The sequence below is a fragment of the Rhizobium sp. 01N447_2 genome (genome assembly GCF_056399245.1).
Genome location: NZ_JBFTQY010000112.1, coordinates 1 through 15,313, shown reverse-complemented (window position 1 = coordinate 15,313; position 15,313 = coordinate 1). Strand labels below are relative to the sequence as shown.

Sequence of the window (15,313 nt, the reverse complement as noted above, 5' to 3'; positions counted from 1 at the left end):
GCAGACGGTATTCAATAATCTCGTCAGCCGAAAGGGGCTGTCGCAAGAGCAGGCCCGCCGGCAGATGGCAGTGACCGAGCCGTTCGACGCATGGTCCACGTTTGTCGAAACACTTACATTTGACCCAAAGGAATAGATTTTTTGAGCAACGAAAAAGTTGTCAAGTTTGCCCAGGAACTCCTGATGGAAGAGGAGCGAAGCGCGATCGGCCCCGGAATGATCAGTACAAAGATCGATCAGGTTCTGATGTTCAAACCGGCCTGGAAGGATGGACTGGATCGCGACGCTGCCATCAATGAACTGGTTCGCCGTTTCAGCATCTGGGTAGGCGCGGATTCCACCATCCAGAACGATGAGGGGCATAAAGCCTGGCTCAATGCAGGTCGGAAAGGCGACTGGCGTTACTGGCAGCGTTACCGCGAATATCTCGAAGGAAAAATGTCGGTTGTCGCGGTGGAGGGGCTCGACCGGTCGACGGACACCATACTTGGCCTGCTGGAAGACCCCGCACGTGACGGACCGTGGGATCGGCGCGGGCTGGTGGTCGGCCACGTCCAGTCGGGCAAAACGGGAAACTATACCGGGCTGGTCTGCAAGGCGGCCGACGCAGGGTACAAGATTATTATCGTACTCGCCGGCCTCCACAACAATCTCAGATCCCAGACGCAGATGCGGCTCGATGAAGGGTTTCTTGGCTATGAAACCCGACCGATCGCCGATGATATCCGTGAGATCGGCGTTGGCCTCATCGACCGGGATCCGTCCATTCGCCCGAACTATGTTACCAACCGGACCAATAACGGCGACTTCAGCACTGCCCGGGCCAACACCCTCGGGATCACCCCGGAACAGCGCCCCTGGTTATTCGTAATCAAGAAAAACAAGACGGTTCTGGAGCGACTGCTCGGCTGGATAAGGCATCACGTCGCAGATGGTCAGGATGAGAACGGGCGCCGGATTGTGCAGCGGCTGCCACTCCTCCTGATCGATGACGAAGCCGACCACGCCTCGGTCGATACGGGAGAACAGGTTTTCGGTGAGGACGGCGCGCCCGATGAGGAGCACCAACCGACCGCCATCAACAGTCTTACGCGCAAGATCCTCCATACTTTCACGCGCTCGGCCTATGTCGGATATACCGCGACCCCGTTCGCAAACATCTTTATTCACGAAAGAGGACAGACCAAAGAGGAAGGTCCCGATCTTTTTCCATCGGCGTTCATCGTAAACCTGGCGGCCCCCTCCAGTTATGTCGGTCCGGCACAGATCTTTGGATTGCAGTCAACCTCGGGGCGCACCGCCGGCCTGCCGCTGTTCCGGCCGGTCGCAGATCACACCGGCGAAGGCGGCAAAGGTGGCTGGATGCCGCACACACACAAGAACGGCTATGTGCCGCTGACAGACCGCGAAAGCGGTCTGCCGCTGACACTTGAACAGGCAATTGACTCGTTCCTCATTGCCTGCGCGGTCCGTGATCTCAGAGGCCAGGGCGACGCCCATTCCTCGATGCTCGTCCATGTGACACGATTTACGTCTGTCCAGAAGCACGTCCACGAAAGGGTCGAAAATTACGTTTCCGGGCTGAAGCAGCGCCTCGTCCGTCGGATTGGCCATAAGACCGCTGTCACCCGTCTGGAGCAGCTCTGGCTCTCTGATTTTGTGCCGACAAGCGCCACAGCACAGTCAGAATTTCCGGCTTTTGCAGACGACGCAAGCCTGCCCGCGTGGTCCGAAGTGCTGGAGATGCTCACGCAGATCATCGCCGACGTCGATGTCAGAATGATCAACGGCACGGCGAAGGACGCGCTGGATTATGCCGACCAGCAGGGACAGGGTCTGAAGGTCATCGCGATCGGCGGCGACAAGCTTTCACGCGGTCTCACTCTGGAAGGTCTTTGCACGAGTTACTTCCTGCGCACCTCCAAGATGTACGACACGCTGATGCAGATGGGCAGGTGGTTCGGTTATCGGCCGGGCTATATCGACCTGTGCCGGCTGTATACGACCGATGAGCTTGCTGACTGGTTCGGACATATTGCGGACGCGGCGGAGGAGTTGCGGGAAGAATTCGATCTGATGGCAGCAGCGGGTTCGACACCGCGGGACTATGGGCTGAAGGTTCAGTCCCATCCGGTGCTGCTCGTGACATCGCGGCTCAAAATGCGATCAGCGCGAAGCCTCATGCTGTCGTTCAGCGGTCAGGTGTCCGAAACCGTATCGCTTTTTTCCGAGAAGGGGGTCTTGCAACGAAATCTGGACGCGACGGCCAGCCTTGTGCGCCAGCTCGGGCCCGGAGAGAATGACCCCGTTCGGCAGCGCGGTGACAGTACACAGCGGTGGAAAGGTCGTCTGTGGAATGACGTTCCCGCAGCGCAGGTCATCGATTTCCTGAACGCATACAAGACCCATCCCGACGCCTACAAGGTGAACAGCGTTTTGCTTGCCGAGTTCATCACCCGGATGAACCTTGAAAGAGAACTTACCAGCTGGACTGTCGCGGTGGTGGGCAGTGGACGCGGAAAATCCTTCCCGCTGACGGAAGACCTTGAAATCCAGATGCTGACGCGCGCGGCCGAGGGATCCGCCGGCAAATATTCGATCGGCCGATTGCTTTCACCGCGGGACGAGGCGATCGATCTGACGGACGGGGAGTGGCTCGCTGCGATGGATACGACAAGGAAGGGCTGGAAGCCTGACCCGGCACGATCGAAATCAACAGAAGGGCCGGACGAGCCATCAGGACCATCTATCCGCAAACTCCGGGGTGAAGGTATTCCCGGACAAGCCGGTCATCCCGAGCGCGGATTGTTGCTCCTCTATGTCCTCGATCCGGCAGAGGCCGGGGGCCACATTGACCCGCTCCTCCCTCCTGTCGTTGCGTTCGGTATCAGCTTTCCGTCAAGTCACTCAGGCACGAAGGTCGAGTACAAGGTCAACAACGTTGCATGGACACAGGAGTACGGCGGTGCTGACTGATACTGACGAGCTGGAAACTGCATGGCGTGCCCTGGCCGGCCAGACAGCCGAAAAAGGCTGGTTGACTGTGGCGCTCGGTCACTCCAGTCCGCGATTCAGGGGTGGCATAGTTTTTCCTGAAGGAGGGGAAACCCTTCTGGTCGGCTTTAATGTTGGTTCAGAACTCCGGAAGGCCGATCTTCCTGAAGGAACCGGTTTCCGGGTCGAGATCTCAAAGGAGAGTTTCTCGGCCGGTTTTAGCACCTGGTTATGCCTGACGCGTCAGTCGGGCGCCGGCCGTGATCTGTTCGTTCAGATGGCAGCTGATATCGTTTCTGCGCTCTCCCGCGCGACGACACAGTCCGATTCGTGGCTTTTGAGCCTCATGCTGGCCAGGATCCGGGCATGGCAGGAGTTCATGCGCAAACCACGCACTGACCTCCTGCGCCCCGAGGAGGAGCTTGGTCTGTTTGGCGAGCTCACTTTCATGCGGGAAGCGATCGCCGGTGGAGCGGCCGTTGCAGACGTGGTGCATGCATGGAACGGTCCCTCACGAAGCCTCCAGGATTTCCAGACCGCTGTGATCGGCGTCGAGGTCAAGGCAACGCTGTCGGTGAACAGCTTTTCTGCACATATCAGCTCACTGGAACAGCTGGACGGAATGAGAGAACGGGCCATCCTTCTGGCCGCCATCCGTTTCAGTCTGCACGACGAGGGTCAGACCCTTCCCGAGCTGATTGTCGCGGTGAGGCGACTTGCCGCCGACGCGGGCGTAGTCTCTATACTTAACCGGACGCTTATGCTGTCCGGTTTCGTGGACGAGGCTTCGCAACTCTACAAACGCCGGTTCACCGTCATCGATACTCGACTCTTCGAGGTGACCGAAACGTTCCCCGCCTTGGTCCGCAGCAGGACAGGCCCGGTGATCCGCTCTGCCGAATATGAAATTGATCTAGATCTTGTGGCTTGCGTCCCTCTGACGCTTGGAGCCGCAATGCAGCAGTATGGAGTCTTCAGCGAATGACACTTGAGGAATTTCTCGTCCAGACGCAGTACGAGGTGCGGTCCATGGTATCGGACCGGATGGTCGCCGGAACCTATCTCAAGGATGAAGCGGCATTTACGGACGTTGTGATGCAGCACATGGCAGAATGCGGGATGACATTTGATCCTCGTGTCCTGCATATAGAGCGTACCGTTTCGGGTTCGAAGCTGAAGCTCAATGGGTACGCGGTCTCCGATGATGCTGATCAGGTCGATCTATTTGTCACCCTCTACGATGGCGTTGATACCGTCCAGCCTATCGCTGATGCGGACGTCGTCCGCGCCGCAGAACAATGCCTCAAATTCCTCGGAAAATCAGCCGATGGTAAACTCGTGGCAGCGATCGACCCCTCCGATGACGCCTATGAGTTCAGCCTTACGATCAAGGATTGCTATGAGGATCTCGAGCAGATCAGGGTCTACATTCTGACGGACCGCCAGGCAAAGACGCGCGTCTTCAAGCCGCGGGATGTCGCGGGAAAATTGGTCCGGCTTGAGGTCATGGACATCGAACGTCTCCACCGTCACTGGTCCGAAGGCAAACCTCGCGATGAGCTTGTGGTCAGTTTCGAGGAAGTCTGTGGCTCGCCCCTGCCCTGTGTCTATGTCCCGGGGGAAAACGAGGAATATGACTACGCGCTCACGGCAATTCCCGGGGCGACGCTGCGGCTGCTGTATGAGCGCTACGGAGCAAGGCTGCTCGAAGCCAACGTACGATCATTCCTCAGTCAGACCGGCAAGGTCAACAAAGGCATCCGGGATACGCTGCGTGATGCACCCGAACGTTTCATGGCCTACAATAACGGTATTGTACTGATTGCCGATGAAGCGAGCCTTGCACGCGCAGCCGACGGGTCTATGGGGCTTGCATGGCTCAAGGGCATGCAGATTGTAAACGGCGGCCAGACTACTGCGTCGATATATTTCACAAAGCGCAAGCATCCTGACATTGATCTCACTCGCGTACGTGTTCCCGCAAAGGTTATTGTCCTACATTCCCATAACCCCGACGCCGAGGAGCTGCTGATCAGCGATATCTCGCGATATGCAAATAGCCAGAACGCGGTGAAAGTATCGGACCTTTCAGCAAACAAGCCGTTTCACGTCGAGCTGGAGAAGCTCGCGCTCTCAACCTATTGCCCGGATGGTACCAGCAGGTGGTTCTACGAGCGTGCGGCTGGAAGCTACAACGTAATGCTTGCCCGTGAGGGGACAACGCCGGCCAGACTGCGACAGATTAAGGAATCTGTCCCGCCCGGTCGAAAGATCACAAAGACCGATCTGGCGAAATACGTTCAGGCCTGGGGGCGAAAACCTCAGATTGTGTCCCTCGGCAACCAGAAAAACTTCGACCGCTTCATGTCGGATGACGACACCGTCACCTCAGTTATTCCTGACGTCTCGAGATACAAGCACGCGATTGCGCAGACTATCCTTTTTCGAACGGCTCAGAAGATCGTGCGGGCCGGGGGATTCCAGGCGTACCAGGCAAACATCACCGCCTACACTGTCGCGTCATTGTCTGAGATTGCCTGCAGCAGGTTGTCACTGGATGCCATCTGGCAAAAGCAGGGCCTGTCATCGCAGCTTTCCGGGTACATCAGCAAGCTGGCCGCGCGGGTGAACGATATCCTCAGGGACGATGCGGGAGCCCGGCAGGTATCGGAATGGGCTAAAAAGGACGAATGCTGGGAAAGCCTGAAAGCATCGTCGCTACCGCCTCCACCCGCAGATGTCCCTGAAATATCGCGTAGTCACGCATGACGGGCGGTGTTCTCTCAGCGTCGTTCAGTGGTGCTGTGTTCAAGCGATTGAGTGCAGTCGAGACGGACATCACTCGCTCCAACCAGCACGAGTTCAACGGATCAAGGCCCCTGATCGGACTGTTCGGGAAGGAGCATCCGCAAAAGTTGCCAACAGACTTTATCAGGATGTCTGACGACGGCGGTGTCCTGGCTGAAACCGGGATGCTCACGTGGTATGACGCCCGGGCTCGGCATCCCACGCGATCCGAGTACAGGCTGTACTACTACGACAATTTGGTGACCGCGAAGGCGCGCGAAGGCGACTTTCTCCTTATCGGTAAGAGGCACGACGGTTCGACGCTCGTTTTGATGGCTCCCGGTTCCGGCTTGGCGGCAGCCCGAATTGCATGGTTGTTCGGGATCGAAGTTGAGCCAGGTGCCGCGTTTGCCGCTCTGGACCTCAGCGAAGACGAGCGCTCGGCCCTTGGTGATGGGCTCGGAATTTCGCCAGACACAGGATCATTGTGGGAAAGCGAGTTGGATCCGGTCTTGTCGGATGATGGGAAAGGCGTGTTGCCGGCTATCCGGGCGGTACAGCAGCTTGTCGGCCAGGAACGAGACTGGAAGAGTGGTGGTGACTGGCTGACCGCGCCGGGCGAAGAGGATGGTTCTTCATCATCGCTGAATGACATTGCTCGTCTGCTTGCCGGTTCCGGCTTGGCGAAGTTGCCCAGTTAATAGCGATGAGCCGGGAAATGTCGGTCCTCTAGTGTGCCCTATTTGCGTGGGGTTTCTCAATATCAACTTGGCGTAGCGAAGACAGTCTTGTCTTTAGCATTCCTTTATATGCGTATAGTCACCGTTACCCTTTGCCATGTGGATGTGAACGGCGTTGTGGCAGTTCGGGCAAGGAGGGCGAAATCTGCGGCTGTTACCCTGTATTCTGATGCCTTTGTTGGCTATCGGGATGATGTGGTGGGCTTCGATATAAGGAGCTCCGTAGAGCGAGTTGAAATCGTCATCGCATATTTCGCATCGGGATGCGTTTTGCTCTTCAACAGACTCACAGCAGGTGTGCTTCTTTCCGTACGGATGTGTGTGACATACGTTCCAAGCCCTTCCGGCAGCGACCAATCATCGGCATCCTGAACGTCACCGATATTTGCCCACCGCTCGTGCGTAACGAATTTCTTATCAGTGGAGGCTACAGCGAACAGTCCTTCGAAGGACCAGTTTTTCCGGCGATCCGTGAAAAGCAGGATCGGATACCCCGCCTGGGGCTGCTCCAGCAGGACCTTGTTTTCTATCTCATCGTAGGAGATCGCATCCTTCCTGGCCTTGAACGCGTAGTTGTAAGCGGTCATTGTCTCATCGAGCCAGCCGTCGTGCTCATGCGAGCCGGGACGGGTTTTGATGACAACCGCACGGGCTTTTTCTCCCGACCTGACCCAGTTTATCCCCTGTTGCGGCGTGTTGCCGATAACGAAGTCCGGTCCATCGTAGTAAGGGGATTCAGGGACTTTCGAGACATCAAAGGGGTTTCGCTTGCTGATCAGCACGCCTTGCTTGATATCGAATAGTTTCTCCGCACTATTCAAGATCACTGTAATTTCTCGGCATTTTGCGATCGCGCTAGGCGTCTCGGAAGGTCCTCTTTCCAGAGACAGTTTGCGTAGGTTACCTCCCATGTATAAATTTAGAAAGCCCAGATAGCGTTGCTGCTCCGTGGTGAAGAAGGTCATCCAGTGGAGTAAGTCGCCAATGCGCTCTTGAAAGGATCGGAACCAACGACCCTATTATTGGAACAGCGCTAACGTTTTGAAATCCCTCAGCGGTGGCGTCGGTTTGTCGCGGAACGAATGATACGGGACCGTTTTCGGGCTGTCAGCCGTTGGGTAGAAGATGCCAAAAAGCGGACGTTGTCTCATGTCGTTCCGAGACCCATTGCGGCGGGCATCATCGCGACGGTAGGTCAATAGAAACGGTCATAGTCGCCGCCGAAATTACCCAGCTCAGCCAAGTCGGCCAGCACGGTGATGGTTAGTTTGAGCAAGCGGCGCATGCGGGCCGGATCGTCCCACTGGTCATGACCGTGTTTGCCGCCATGGAAAAGATTGTTCCGCACGGTCTTCGCGTAGGCCACGACCTTGTCGAGGTCAGCAGTGTTCGGAGAAAAGGACAGATTCTCGAAGTCATGTTCCGGGTCGCCGACGATCTGGCGCCGGGGCTTTTCTGCAAGGAGCGCTTCCGCGGCAGGTGATACGATATAAGCGGCGCGATGCGCTTTCACGAACTTGTCCCAACTGGGATCGGCACGCGCGCCGATGACCTCGTTCTTCAGGAAGCGCTTTTCCTTCAGCGCGAACTCGAAGCGGGAGAACCAGTAGAAGAAGTCAAACGCTAGATCGCGCATGTCCTGACCGATATCATCATGGCGCATTACACTTTCGGCTCCCAATGGTTGGTCCGGCCAGACCACATTCCAGGATAGGCAGATGGATGCGGCCATGGACCTGATGATTATACCCGCGCATGCTCTATCGCGCATCTTCCGCTCAGCGCGCGCCACCCGTGGTGCCCCTCGCCTTACTTGGTGGTCCGTGCCAATGAGCGTGCGATATCGACGATGTCGTCGCGCGAGGCGGTTGGGTCCTCTTTGTTCCAGGCAACCCCAAGCCCGATCCTGAAGTCGATGCCTCTGACCGCCTTCAGTTCGAAGGCCCGGTTCGGCAGGCCCTCGGTCCATTCCGGCGCAAAGCCGATGCCAAGGCCGGCCGAAACCAGTGACACCAGTGAATAGGTGTCGTCGCAACTGTAGGCGATGTTGCGGGTCAGATCGTATTCCTCGAACTTCTCGTTGAAGTACCGCTCTGTGTAGGAGAGGTTCTTGCGATTAAAGGCGATGATCTTCTCCGAGCGCAGGTCGTCGATGCAATCTCCGCCTGCTCCGCCAGCCGGTTGCTGCGGGAAACCGCCAGCAGATAACGCTCATGGGCGATCGAGGCGAAGCGCAACGAGCCGATGTTTTCCACCGGTCTGATGAAGCCGAGATTGATCTGGCCGTTCTCCAGGCCGCGGATGATGTCGCCGGTATTGCCGCTTGAGATATGGATGCGGATATCCGGGTACTTGCGGGCGATCTTTGCCAGAAACGCCGGCAGCACGCCGGTGGTCGCCGGATAGACGGTGCCGATCCTGATCTGCCTTATCGTCTTGCCGGCCACCGCCCTGGTGATCTCGGCGGAAAGATCGACCTCGCTCAGGATCCCGACGCAGCGCTCGTGGAAGATCTCCCCTGCCCGCGTCAGTTCCACCCGCCTGGTCGAGCGGATGAACAGCGCACAGCCAAGCTCGCGCTCCAGCGCCTGCACATGGTTGGAAAGTGCTGGCTGGGCGATGCGCACCTTGGCGGCCGCCCGGCCGAAATGCAGTTCCTCGGCCACCGCGACGAAGTAGGAGAGCTGGCGTAGTTCCATGACGAGAGCTCCGCCTCTTTCTATAGCGCGCTCGGCCGGATGCCGGGCGCAATTGCTCCCAGCGTGCCTTGCACGTTGATGACACTATGAATACGGTGTATCTATAACATCACTCTCGATACGTCAATACCCTGTATCGAAATAAATACGAGGTCTTCGTGAATCCATCTCAAGCGCGAGCCGCCCGCGCGATGTTGAAGCTTGGCGTTCGGGAAGTTGCCGAATTGGCAAAGGTGACAGCGAACACAGTGAGCCGCGTCGAACAGGATGATGCAGGCCCGCGCGGGCCGCAACCCGTTACAATAGACGCCATCAAACGCGTGTATGAAGAGCATGGTATTATTTTTTTTGAAGAAGGAAACGCGCCCAACGGGGGCAAAGGTGTCCGACTCACGAGATAGATCTAACTGTGATGAAAAAAACGCATCCAGATCATTGGTCGTAACTAAGCAGGATAGAGCATCAGATTCCTAATCTGGGGGTCGCGCGTTCGAATCGCGCCGGGATCACCATTAATATCAAGAGCTTAGCCGTCTTTAGCTTGTTTTCATGTTGCATTTTTGTTGCATATGGTTCCCTTGATTTACAATCATTTCAATCAGCTATCGGCAAATCCACGCGACATGGAACGCAACATGCCAGCTGATCTGCAGGAGCGAGGGCTGGAATCTAAAGATCTGTCGCGTAAGGCAAAGGACGCTATGCTGAACTTTGCGGGATTATAGCCAGTAGAGCGGCACGGCCGAATGCTGCAACTGGGCGACAACCAAGGGAAAAGAAGATGGCCGAATGGCAAACGACCGAACCACCGCTGGGCACTGAGATCGAATACCAGCGAGATAGCGGTCAGGTGGAAGCGGGTAAGCTCGACACTGCCGGAAAGTTCGGCATGGCACCAGCGGGTAAGGCGCCCAGGATGAGGCAGCAGTATCGCCGGGAAGGCATGGCTGAGATGTTTGAGGTCACGCGTTGGCGGTCGATTAATGACTGAAGCGGGTGAGGATTACGACATCGATGCAGCGCTGCATCAACTCCACAATAGTCTCGCTAACGAAGAGGGATTGATAAAGCGATCCAGAGGCTCGTCCCGATGGCCTGAACTATTATTACTTCATTCCAGAGGCCTCAGATTGAAGATGGACCCCAACAAGAATCATGGCAGGGCCCATATTCATTTGGACTACGGCAGGGTTCTGCATCAGGCCAGCTACGCCGTAGACACCGGCGAGCGACTGGCAGGTGAGGAGTCCCGCTTTGACCGCAAAATAATGAAATGGATTATCTTAAATCGCGAGGAGTTGCTCAAAATTTGGAGCGAACTCCGAAATAGTCGAGGGCAGGGCGAAGCCGAAGTCTTAGTCCGTCACTTAAAGGGCGATATAGACGATTGAATATTTAAAGGAGGGAGATCAGCCCGGAACGAGGCAGATCAAGCTCAATCGGGCCATAGCCCCTTATCGGGGCGCAGCGGAAAAAGGTTACCGCCGAGTACTCGAAGCGCCAGGCCGACTAAAGCCCGGCGCACGAGGTTGTCACGCTACCCGTGCCAACGGCTGTTTCCGCTTCTTCGCCTTCTGAAACCATGTGATGCCCAATGCCCTCCAGAAGGTGATTTTGTGACTGGCGGAGAAGACCTTCGCCTCTTCCTCCGCGGCGGATAATAGGTCTACCATGGCGACCGTGATGTCGTCGGGAAACACGAAGTCAGAGTATTTTGGCTCAGTCATGAGCATTTCGACGGCCTTGATTTGAGATGCGGTCAGTGGGCCGATTTCAGCGTTTGCAAGCACCTCTAGGATTTCCCGGGCGCACATTGGCCCACGTCTCGCTATGAGAGCTTCAACCTGCTTGACCGCTATAGTTTGACGCGCGCCGGTGCCTGTGTAGGCGTTCGGGCTTTTCATGACCTTGATGTTCGCCCTGGCGCATACAAGCTCAAGCGTCTGCGCGTCCTCGTCCGCCGCTGCAAGTGCCGCCTGGTGGAGTTGAAGGGTCGTCACTGCCAAACGATCAGTGTTCTGCCCGATGAACGCTTTGGCTTGGGTCGTGGTGTTGCTGGCCTCGACGATCATTATTGGAATCTGGTCGATATGGGGGTTTGACGCGGCCGCAATCGCGGTGTGCTGACCATCCAACACCTTCAATATTGTTTCGCCTTCGCGCTCCGTATAGGCGCAGATCGGGGGCTTGAAGCTTGCCCAATCGAAACCCTCGATTATACGCCGGATTTGACGCATACCCTTTTCACTGATGTTTCGCTGATAGGCAGGATCTACGAAGAGGTCGGCCGGATTGACGAGCTCGAAAATCGGCATTCCGGTGGGGGGCAACTGCGGGGTCAATCCCGCAATACTTACGGGGGCGATAGGCCTGACATTGTCTTGCATTGTGCTTCCTCTGGCGGTTCGCCAGCGGTAGCCGGCCGCTGCTTTCTAGGGAGAGAGCCGAGTAGCTTTCCAACCCTGCATCCGGGAAGGCTTTCGGAAGCCATAACATCCACAGGTGTGTGTGCGACTCTGAAGCAAACGGTGGAAAACCATTCGCGCCTTAAACTGGATCGAGTCGATGTCTTTTTCGGCCGTTTGCAGTCCGCGCGAGGATATTTTTGCTACAGTGCTGGATAGCGATAACAAAGTGCTCGGATTAGCGTTATAACAATGGCTACTTCAGATACTTCAATATGGAGGCGGGATGAGCGAGCTTGTTGAGTACTCTTTCCGCATCATCGGGGCAAAGCCAGGCTCCATCCCGATGGTACGATTAGCAACCTATATGGCTGAATTTGGCCGTCTACTCGGCTGCCAAGAGAGCGTCCACTTTGACAAGATTGTCGATTCCAGCGTCGGCATCGTCGCTCTGGTGAGGCCGGAGGATGTGCCTGTGATTTCGCCTCGCGTGCGGGACGCCTCAAGTGGCTCTGCTGACGCAGATGCCGCGAGCCATTACCGGAAGCTCAACGAGTACCTGGGTGAGGATGGATGGTCTGCAGAGCTGCCACTTCCGAAGGGGGGGCAGGTAATAGCTTTCCCAGGGTCGGTAAAATCGGCACGAGCAATAAGGGTGGTGAACCAGCATACTTCGGTGCAGGGGCGTCTGATCCGCATAGAAGGCGGCGGTGAGCGGGTAAAAGTAGGGCTAGAGATAGACGGCGATTTGACCGCCAGGATCTCAGTGCCCGCGGAGCTGATCAAGGAGCTTGCCGCACTTTTTCACCAGCATGTGCGTCTTAGCGGGGACGGTCGCTGGAAGCGGGATAGCGATGGCAAGTGGTATCTCGACAATCTCAACGCTTCTTCTTTTGAGCGCCTCGACGATGTCCCCCTGTCGGAAGCCCTGGGTCGCCTACGGAACATTATTCCCGAAGGAGCCGGCGAAAAAATCATCAAAGCTGTTGACGAACTGCGAAGCGCCTAATGATTGTCGTTGATACGAATTTCCTGGTCTTGCTGATTGATCCAGCAAGTACACAAAACATCAATCGGCGCCGCGAACGCGTGCAGTACTTGATTGACCGGTTATCCAAGACCAGCACCGTCATCACTATACCCGCACCTTCCATCGCGGAACTCGTCGCGGGACGAGCGGACCGAGTGGAGGAAATTGTCGAAACCGTGAGAGGCCTTAGAGGGTTTTCAGTCCAGCCTTTTGATGAAGTCATCGCGATTGAGACCGGGGAACGCATAGCTGCTGCGCTCTCACGCGTCCATGCGAATGACAGGATACCTGGTTGGAAGGCGCACATGAAGTACGATGCCATGATCGCCGCTACCGCCGTAGTTCGGGGCGCAAGTCAACTTTACACCACTGATGGCGGCCTCGGCGGGTACCTCGACGGCTCCGGCGTGGAGGTTATTCAAATCGATGACCTAGATTTGCCGCCAGAAGATCCGCAAATTCGAATGCCTGTGTAGGGCTGAATGACCTCGCCTGATACCGCCACGCTCATAGAGGAGGACGCCGATCGGATTGCGGATATCTCGCGAGCGGATCTCCAGATCATGCTTCGTCGGGCCGCGCTGCTGTTGCGGAACTCAGGGTCGATCTCCTTCGAAGATGACATGGAAAAAGCGCTGCGGGACCTGGCCGACCAAAGACGCGCAATGACACGATCAGGTTCATCGTGTGATGGAGATGCCGGTTCGGTATTGTCGTCAAAAATCTGGGCCAAGTTCCACCTGAACACCTGCTTCGTACCGCTGTCCGTTGCGGGCCGCATACAGCCATAAACTCTGGTTATCCCTAGAAAATTGACGGACACAATCCCCGCCCGTTCTCCTCGGCAAGCAGGCTCCCTGGTCCACGCTCACCTCTCTCCAACCATTGTTTGGCAAGCATGCTCGTAAGTCACGCAATGTCTTAGAGTACACGGACGCGAAAGTTTTCGGGTCATCGTTCGAGATCAATCGGCTGCAGGCGACACCATAGTAAGATTTATTGTGGAAAGCGCCGCAGTATCTGGCGCTCGATCCTTCGTCTGTTCTCAGAAAATAGTTGCCTTCGATTTTGACTTGTTTGCTGCTGAGCGCCCCAAGGGAAAGGCGCTCTCCGGAATCAGAAAAATGAAAATTGCTTGGCTTCTTAGCGGCATCGGTAAAGCCGATTAGCGCCTCACAATAGTGGACTGGGTCGCTCCATAGGCCATTTGTTCCCCAATAGCGGGCTGTGTCGCTCCAAAAATCAGGATCTTTAGGAACATCCTCCGGTGTGCCTTTAAGGAGCAAGTCCAATATTTCCCTAAGGTATTTCTGTGTGCAGGCTCTTGTTTCCGACGCTTGCCGTGAGCTCAGTTCCGTAAGCTCCCTAGATATTCCGCCGGCCAAACCCGTAACTTCTTTTTTTGTAATCATTATAGACTGATTGTCGCCGGCAACTTCCACTGTGTCACTATTTCCGGTGATTTCGATTTCGGTGCTTCTAGCTAAGCAAAGCTCAAGGACGAGATTTGCGGCATCGCGAACACTCTGTCCTTCCGCGAAGGCCTCACACGGAAAACTAATTAACAAGACGACAGGCACCCAGTAATTGCGCATATTATTGGCTCKGTACGTATTTGTTGACTAGGTCAAATCCATGGTCGACCATGCACTTTCTTGCTTCGTTCGCCTGCTCACTCTGAACGGACGTCATTTCCTTCGAGATGCCACCAATTATTCCTTGCCACGCATGTTTGGTGAAGGTCGTCTCGCCTTTGACAGCGGCGCCGATGTTGCCTGTCAGAACATCTTTAAGTTTTGAACGCAGTTCCGCATCCCCCTTCGCAGTGAATGCCGTTTCGGTTCCGCCAGCCAAGCAGATTGTCACTAGCATTTCGGTTATTGATTGGATCTTATTCTCGAGGCTGTCTGCAGCAAAAGCCGATTCAGTATTTGTAGTAATTATCGCTAACAAAAGCAGCATGCGAACTAGTAATGCCATCCTTCCCTCCCACAAGATTTCCGTCCCGCCACGGACTATAATACTTCTTTAAGTTGTCGTCTACTATTGGCAACATGCCGCAAGTCAATTGCTCGCCGAATTTACGTGGTCATCGTTCAGCTAACCGGAAGCGACAAGACTGTCGCGTTATCTTGGAACACCCGCAGCCCCTTGTAAGAAGCATGCCGCAGCTTCCCGTCATGCGTCCAGGCTCGATATTCAATCTCCGCAACAAGCTCCGGCCGGACGAAGACCGCGTTCCGCTCCGCTTCCTCCCGGTATCGACAGCTGGCTTGCTGATGATCAGCTTGTCCATCTGCGCCCGGAGCTCGGCGGCGGATCGTTCATTAAAGCCGGTCCCCACTCCACCGACATAGACGAGCTCGTTTCCCTTGCGCGCCGCGAGCAGAAGCCGACCTATTCCCGCACGCGCGACTGTCGATCGCTGTGTCGCATTTCTAAATAGCTGAAGACGCGCCCAAAGTGACACTTCTACTTTGCACACAAACGGACATTCCAACTTCCCCGCCACAGATCGGCGGTGCGGATTTTACCGTCTTTCGCACCACGAAATCGAAGTCACGCCTGAACTTTCTGTCCCTGCTGCGCGGCGGCTATCAGGATTATGTGCTGGGTGACGCCGCATTCGATTATCTGAAAGAACGTCGCGGCAATCCG

The 15,313-nt window shown here is 56.0% G+C and carries 14 protein-coding genes, 1 tRNA gene and 3 pseudogenes; 11 read left to right on the top strand and 7 right to left on the bottom strand.

The genetic code is table 11. The annotated features are described in order from the left end of the window. The first annotated feature begins 141 nt into the window (after positions 1 to 141). Genes AC1ECN_RS36435 through AC1ECN_RS36420 form a run of 4 tightly spaced genes read left to right on the top strand, consistent with a single transcriptional unit; the run spans position 142 to position 6,482 of the window. Entirely contained in the window at positions 142 to 2,976 is a 2,835-nt protein-coding gene (locus tag AC1ECN_RS36435; protein ID WP_477955771.1) for a Z1 domain-containing protein, read from the top strand. After that, a complete protein-coding gene (locus tag AC1ECN_RS36430; RefSeq protein WP_477955769.1) occupies positions 2,966 to 3,979 on the top strand; it encodes a PD-(D/E)XK motif protein in 1,014 nt (337 codons plus the stop codon). Before AC1ECN_RS36435 ends, AC1ECN_RS36430 begins: the two co-directional genes overlap by 11 nt. After that, a complete protein-coding gene (locus tag AC1ECN_RS36425; RefSeq protein WP_477955768.1) occupies positions 3,976 to 5,763 on the top strand; it encodes an AIPR family protein in 1,788 nt (595 codons plus the stop codon). Before AC1ECN_RS36430 ends, AC1ECN_RS36425 begins: the two co-directional genes overlap by 4 nt. Continuing rightward, entirely contained in the window at positions 5,760 to 6,482 is a 723-nt protein-coding gene (locus AC1ECN_RS36420; RefSeq protein WP_477955767.1) for a hypothetical protein, read from the top strand. The genes AC1ECN_RS36425 and AC1ECN_RS36420 overlap by 4 nt, the downstream gene beginning before the upstream one ends. 221 nt (positions 6,483 to 6,703) lie before the next feature. On the opposite strand, the gene AC1ECN_RS36415 is transcribed toward AC1ECN_RS36420, so the two are convergent. The 3 genes and pseudogenes from AC1ECN_RS36415 to AC1ECN_RS36405 all read right to left on the bottom strand — a co-directional run bounded on the left by AC1ECN_RS36415 (position 6,704) and on the right by AC1ECN_RS36405 (position 9,220). Continuing rightward, on the bottom strand, positions 6,704 to 7,486 hold the full coding sequence (locus tag AC1ECN_RS36415) for a hypothetical protein (RefSeq protein WP_477955765.1): 783 nt from the start codon (positions 7,484 to 7,486) through the stop codon (positions 6,704 to 6,706). Positions 7,487 to 7,716: 230 nt separating this feature from the next. Then, on the bottom strand, positions 7,717 to 8,184 hold the full coding sequence (locus tag AC1ECN_RS36410) for a hypothetical protein (protein WP_477955763.1): 468 nt from the start codon (positions 8,182 to 8,184) through the stop codon (positions 7,717 to 7,719). Positions 8,185 to 8,330: 146 nt separating this feature from the next. Continuing rightward, positions 8,331 to 9,220 (bottom strand): annotated as a pseudogene (locus AC1ECN_RS36405) (LysR family transcriptional regulator). 437 nt (positions 9,221 to 9,657) lie between these two features. Between AC1ECN_RS36405 and AC1ECN_RS36400 the strand changes: the two are divergent. The 3 genes from AC1ECN_RS36400 to AC1ECN_RS36390 all read left to right on the top strand — a co-directional run bounded on the left by AC1ECN_RS36400 (position 9,658) and on the right by AC1ECN_RS36390 (position 10,611). Continuing rightward, positions 9,658 to 9,732 (top strand) — tRNA-Arg (locus AC1ECN_RS36400). Between the two features lie 269 nt (positions 9,733 to 10,001). Then, positions 10,002 to 10,211 (top strand): hypothetical protein, encoded by a 210-nt coding sequence (locus AC1ECN_RS36395; protein ID WP_477955761.1) that lies wholly within the window; start codon positions 10,002 to 10,004, stop codon positions 10,209 to 10,211. Continuing rightward, positions 10,204 to 10,611, top strand: coding sequence for a DUF4160 domain-containing protein (locus AC1ECN_RS36390; protein WP_477955759.1), 408 nt, complete (start codon positions 10,204 to 10,206; stop codon positions 10,609 to 10,611). Before AC1ECN_RS36395 ends, AC1ECN_RS36390 begins: the two co-directional genes overlap by 8 nt. Positions 10,612 to 10,752: 141 nt before the next feature. Here AC1ECN_RS36390 and AC1ECN_RS36385 read toward each other — a convergent pair whose 3' ends face one another. After that, positions 10,753 to 11,607, bottom strand: a complete 855-nt coding sequence (locus tag AC1ECN_RS36385; RefSeq protein ID WP_477955757.1) for a hypothetical protein — start codon at positions 11,605 to 11,607, stop codon at positions 10,753 to 10,755. A gap of 304 nt (positions 11,608 to 11,911) precedes the next feature. On the opposite strand from AC1ECN_RS36385, the gene AC1ECN_RS36380 reads away from it, so the two are divergent. The 3 genes and pseudogenes from AC1ECN_RS36380 to AC1ECN_RS36370 form a co-directional block, all read left to right on the top strand. Continuing rightward, the gene (locus AC1ECN_RS36380; protein WP_477955755.1) at positions 11,912 to 12,634 is read left to right on the top strand and encodes a hypothetical protein; all 723 of its coding nucleotides are present in this window, start codon (positions 11,912 to 11,914) and stop codon (positions 12,632 to 12,634) included. Continuing rightward, on the top strand, positions 12,634 to 13,131 hold the full coding sequence (locus tag AC1ECN_RS36375; RefSeq protein WP_477955753.1) for a type II toxin-antitoxin system VapC family toxin: 498 nt from the start codon (positions 12,634 to 12,636) through the stop codon (positions 13,129 to 13,131). Before AC1ECN_RS36380 ends, AC1ECN_RS36375 begins: the two co-directional genes overlap by 1 nt. Before the next feature lie 6 nt (positions 13,132 to 13,137). Next, positions 13,138 to 13,343 (top strand): annotated as a pseudogene (locus AC1ECN_RS36370) (CopG family transcriptional regulator); the annotation flags it as partial. A gap of 28 nt (positions 13,344 to 13,371) precedes the next feature. Here AC1ECN_RS36370 and AC1ECN_RS36365 read toward each other — a convergent pair. The 3 genes and pseudogenes from AC1ECN_RS36365 to AC1ECN_RS36355 all read right to left on the bottom strand — a co-directional run. Then, positions 13,372 to 14,250: a hypothetical protein gene (locus AC1ECN_RS36365; protein ID WP_164582642.1), complete on the bottom strand. Its 879-nt coding sequence runs from the start codon at positions 14,248 to 14,250 to the stop codon at positions 13,372 to 13,374. 1 nt (position 14,251) lies between these two features. Next, on the bottom strand, positions 14,252 to 14,635 hold the full coding sequence (locus tag AC1ECN_RS36360; RefSeq protein WP_477955751.1) for a hypothetical protein: 384 nt from the start codon (positions 14,633 to 14,635) through the stop codon (positions 14,252 to 14,254). 116 nt (positions 14,636 to 14,751) lie between these two features. Continuing rightward, positions 14,752 to 15,083 (bottom strand): annotated as a pseudogene (locus tag AC1ECN_RS36355) (ATP dependent DNA ligase); the annotation flags it as partial. A gap of 35 nt (positions 15,084 to 15,118) precedes the next feature. Here AC1ECN_RS36355 and AC1ECN_RS36350 point away from each other — a divergent pair. Beyond that, positions 15,119 to 15,313: hypothetical protein (locus AC1ECN_RS36350; RefSeq protein ID WP_477955773.1), on the top strand; the 195-nt coding region annotated here is incomplete at its 3' end.